Here is a 3,079-nt window from a genome sequence, read left to right as displayed (position 1 = left end):
CGGTTGTCGCCCTGGACGGAGAAGCTGTCCGGGGCTCGACGCGGACCGATGGAACCGGAGCCTTCCATCTCACACTGCCTGACGGCAGTTACGTCATCAAAGCGAGCAACGTCGGCGGTTACGTTTCGACTGCGACCGAGCCGGTAGTCATCTCGGAGACCCCCGTTCACATCACACTGGTTGTTGACAGCGGGATTCGCTAAGCCAGTTAATCGGCGGACGGTCGTTTTCGTTGTTGTTTCGTCGCCGCCCGGTGTTCCTTTGTGACCCGGTGCCGGCGCTTCGAGCTCCGGGTGGGTTTGCTCGCCCGGCGGGCAGCAGGCTCGGGAGCAAGCCCCTCCGCCACGAGGCGGGAGAGCTTGGCCAGGGCAATCTCACGATTGCGCAATTGCGACCGCTGCTCGGAGGCGGTCACGGTGATCACCCCGGCGATGAGGCGTGGTCCAAGACGCGTGACGAGCTGCTGCCGTTGGTCATCGGAAAGCGCCGCGGAGCCGGCGACATCCCATGACAGTTCGACGCGGCTGTCCGAGGTGTTGACGTGTTGACCGCCTGGCCCTGACGAGCGTGAGAACCGCCAGCCAAGCTCCGACGTCGGAATCGTGAGCGCGGGCGACACTTCGAGATCCATGCCGTAAGCGTTTCACGATATTGGCGGGAACAAATCCCCGCCGCGTATCTCTCAGCTCCCGGATGCCTTCGCTGCTTTGATCGCGGCCTTGGCAGCCTGTTTGTTGGCGCGGACTCTTCTCAGCGACTCCGGATCCACGATGTCGGCGACAGAAAGAAATGCGTTCTTCTGGCCGTAGGCGCCCGCAGCCTCACGCCAACCTGGCGCTTGGAGTCCGCGCTGCTTGCCGAGCAGTGCCAGAAAGATCTTTGCCTTTTGCTCTCCGAAGCCGGGCAACCCTTTCAACCTGCTGAGCACTTCCTGGCCGTCAGGCTCGTCCCGGGTCCAGATGGCGGTTGCGTCTCCGTTCCAATCGCGCTGAACAACTGCGGCTAGATCCTGGACGCGGCTGGCCATCGAGCCTGGGAAACGGTGGACGGACGGCCGTTCCTTGAAGACGTCGACGAAGCCATCCGGGTCATATTCGGCGATTGTGGCAGGGGACACGGATCCGATGCGCGTCCGGATCTTTTCGGGTCCGGCGAACGCCGACTCCATGGTCACCTGTTGGTCCAGCAACATGCCGATGAGAAGTGCGAACGCGTCATCGCTGAGCAATTGGTCGGCGGCGGGGTCGCCAGTAATGTGCAGTTCCATGCGCCCATCCTCCCACCTGCTTCGAATCGCGTCATGGTGGCGTGCTCACGAGCCCGATTCGGTCTTTGCCAGCGGGCTCGCCGGCAATTCGCGTCGTTCGAGTGTCTGCCCGAAGGGAACGTCCCGGCTGATGGCGACGGTGTACCTGGTGAACCCATGCTGCGTGACGAGGATGCCGTGACGGCTCTCCTTGACGGCATGTTCGCGGGCGATTTCGACGGCGGTGTTCAGGTCGTTTTCGATGGTGTCGGGGTCGTGGGCGGTGACTTCCAGGACGACGTCCGAGTGGCGTTTGATCATTGTGGTCTCTTTCTCGGCGGAAGTACCGGGGCTCTCGGCGCTCGCGGGCTTCCAGGGCCGGGCGCACCCGGCGAGGCGGAAAGCGGTGGTTCGAGAGGGGTTGCCCGGCATTCTGTGATGGGGCGGTTGACGGCCGTAGAGTCCGGCGGGCTTGATCGGCGGAAGCATCTTCCTGCGGATCTGTAGCCAGTGTGGATGATCGGCGGCCCGGGCACAAGGTGAAATGCCGAAAAGTCTGGCGTGTCGGCAAAATCCCGTGGTCGCACCATCGGTGGACCACCTCACGTGTCAGCGGGTGCCTGACGTTCCTAGGACCAGGAGGGCCATGCGCAGGAGCCGGCTTCTGCCCTAGTGTCGATGTGAGACCACCAAGCCGTATCGAGGGAGTACTGATGAGAATTGCAGTGACGGGTGGAAGCGGAAAACTGGGCCGGCACGTGGTGCGCCGGCTTAGCGGGGACGGGCATCAGGTGTTGAACCTGGACCGTGCGGGCGAAAGGAGCCCGGGTCTGGCGATCGTCGACCTGCGTGACTATGGCCAAGTGCTGGATGTGTTCCTGGGGCTGGACGACCGGCACAGCGGCTTCGATGCCGTGGTGCATCTCGGGGCCATTCCAGCACCCGGCATTATCCCGGATGCTGCGACGTTCGAGAACAACATGCTCTCCACGTACAACGTGTTCCAGGCGGCCCGCCGGGCCGGCATCAAGAAGGTCGTCTACGCCTCAAGTGAGACGGTGCTGGGCCTGCCGTTCGACGTCGACCCTCCCTACATTCCGGCGGATGAGGAATACCCGGCGCGGCCCGAAAGCACCTATTCGCTGGTGAAGCATTTGGAAGAGCAGATGGCCATCGAGTTGACTCGCTGGGACCCTGAGCTCAGCATCGTGGGACTCCGGTTCTCCAATGTCATGGACGTGGAAGACTACGAACGGTTTCCATCCTTCGACTCCGACGCCACGCTGCGTAAGTGGAACCTGTGGGGTTACATCGACGGCCGGGACGGCGCGCAGGCCGTGGCGCGGGCCCTTGAGAACGGCAAGCCGGGGTTCGAAGCATTCATCATCGCCAACGCGGACACCGTCATGCGCCGGTCGAGTGCGAGCCTGGCTGCGGAGGTATTCCCCGGCGTCAAGGTGATCAAGGAACTGGGAGAGCACGAGACCATGCTGTCCATCGACAAGGCCAGGCGACTGCTGGGCTTCCAGCCCGAACACACCTGGCGCACCTACCATTCGAACCGCACCACCCCCGTCGAGGATTGAGGAACATGATGCGATACCGCACTTTGGGCAACAGCGGCGCCGTGGTGTCGAACTACGCGCTGGGAACCATGACATTCGGGGCCGAGGCCACCGAGGAAACGTCCCGCGACATCCTGGATAGCTACGTTGCGGCCGGTGGCAACTTCATCGACACCGCAGACGTCTACAGCGCCGGAGTATCGGAGGAGATCATCGGCCGCTGGCTGGCCGAACGGCCCGATGCGCGGGACCGCGTGGTGCTGGCCAC

6 protein-coding genes are annotated in these 3,079 nt (G+C 63.4%); 3 read left to right on the top strand and 3 right to left on the bottom strand.

Translation table 11 applies throughout. The features are described from left to right. The coding region (locus AHiyo1_RS25590; protein ID WP_216363203.1) for a hypothetical protein at positions 1 to 203 on the top strand (203 nt) is incomplete at its 5' end. Between the two features lie 5 nt (positions 204 to 208). Here the strand turns inward: AHiyo1_RS25590 and arfB are convergent. The 3 genes from arfB to AHiyo1_RS13740 are packed head-to-tail and all read right to left on the bottom strand — an operon-like array spanning position 209 to position 1,567. Then, positions 209 to 631, bottom strand: coding sequence for an alternative ribosome rescue aminoacyl-tRNA hydrolase ArfB (gene arfB / locus AHiyo1_RS13750; protein ID WP_059388938.1), 423 nt, complete (start codon positions 629 to 631; stop codon positions 209 to 211). A gap of 51 nt (positions 632 to 682) precedes the next feature. Further along, a complete protein-coding gene (locus AHiyo1_RS13745; RefSeq protein WP_059388937.1) occupies positions 683 to 1,267 on the bottom strand; it encodes an HhH-GPD-type base excision DNA repair protein in 585 nt (194 codons plus the stop codon). A gap of 45 nt (positions 1,268 to 1,312) precedes the next feature. Beyond that, complete coding sequence (locus AHiyo1_RS13740; RefSeq protein WP_059388936.1) at positions 1,313 to 1,567, bottom strand: hypothetical protein; 255 nt, start codon at positions 1,565 to 1,567, stop codon at positions 1,313 to 1,315. Positions 1,568 to 1,959: 392 nt separating this feature from the next. Between AHiyo1_RS13740 and AHiyo1_RS13735 the strand changes: the two genes are divergently transcribed. Together AHiyo1_RS13735 and AHiyo1_RS13730 are read left to right on the top strand one after the other, a co-directional pair. Continuing rightward, positions 1,960 to 2,832: an NAD-dependent epimerase/dehydratase family protein gene (locus tag AHiyo1_RS13735; RefSeq protein ID WP_059388935.1), complete on the top strand. Its 873-nt coding sequence runs from the start codon at positions 1,960 to 1,962 to the stop codon at positions 2,830 to 2,832. 8 nt (positions 2,833 to 2,840) lie between these two features. Next, a partial coding sequence (locus AHiyo1_RS13730; protein ID WP_148667597.1) for an aldo/keto reductase occupies positions 2,841 to 3,079 on the top strand: 239 nt, incomplete at its 3' end.

The organism is Arthrobacter sp. Hiyo1 (assembly GCF_001263615.2).
Lineage (GTDB): Bacteria > Actinomycetota > Actinomycetes > Actinomycetales > Micrococcaceae > Arthrobacter.
The sequence above is the reverse complement of the archived record's forward strand: the minus strand, read 5'-3'. Positions and strand labels throughout refer to the sequence as shown.

What these genes read in the sequence shown, in the direction of transcription:
- AHiyo1_RS13745 (WP_059388937.1), bottom strand. Translation starts at nt 1,267, where the DNA reads ATGGAACTGCACATTACTGGCGACCCCGCCGCCGACCAATTGCTCAGC.
- AHiyo1_RS13735 (WP_059388935.1), top strand. Translation starts at nt 1,960, where the DNA reads ATGAGAATTGCAGTGACGGGTGGAAGCGGAAAACTGGGCCGGCACGTG.
- AHiyo1_RS13740 (WP_059388936.1), bottom strand. Translation starts at nt 1,567, where the DNA reads ATGATCAAACGCCACTCGGACGTCGTCCTGGAAGTCACCGCCCACGAC.
- arfB (WP_059388938.1), bottom strand. Translation starts at nt 631, where the DNA reads ATGGATCTCGAAGTGTCGCCCGCGCTCACGATTCCGACGTCGGAGCTT.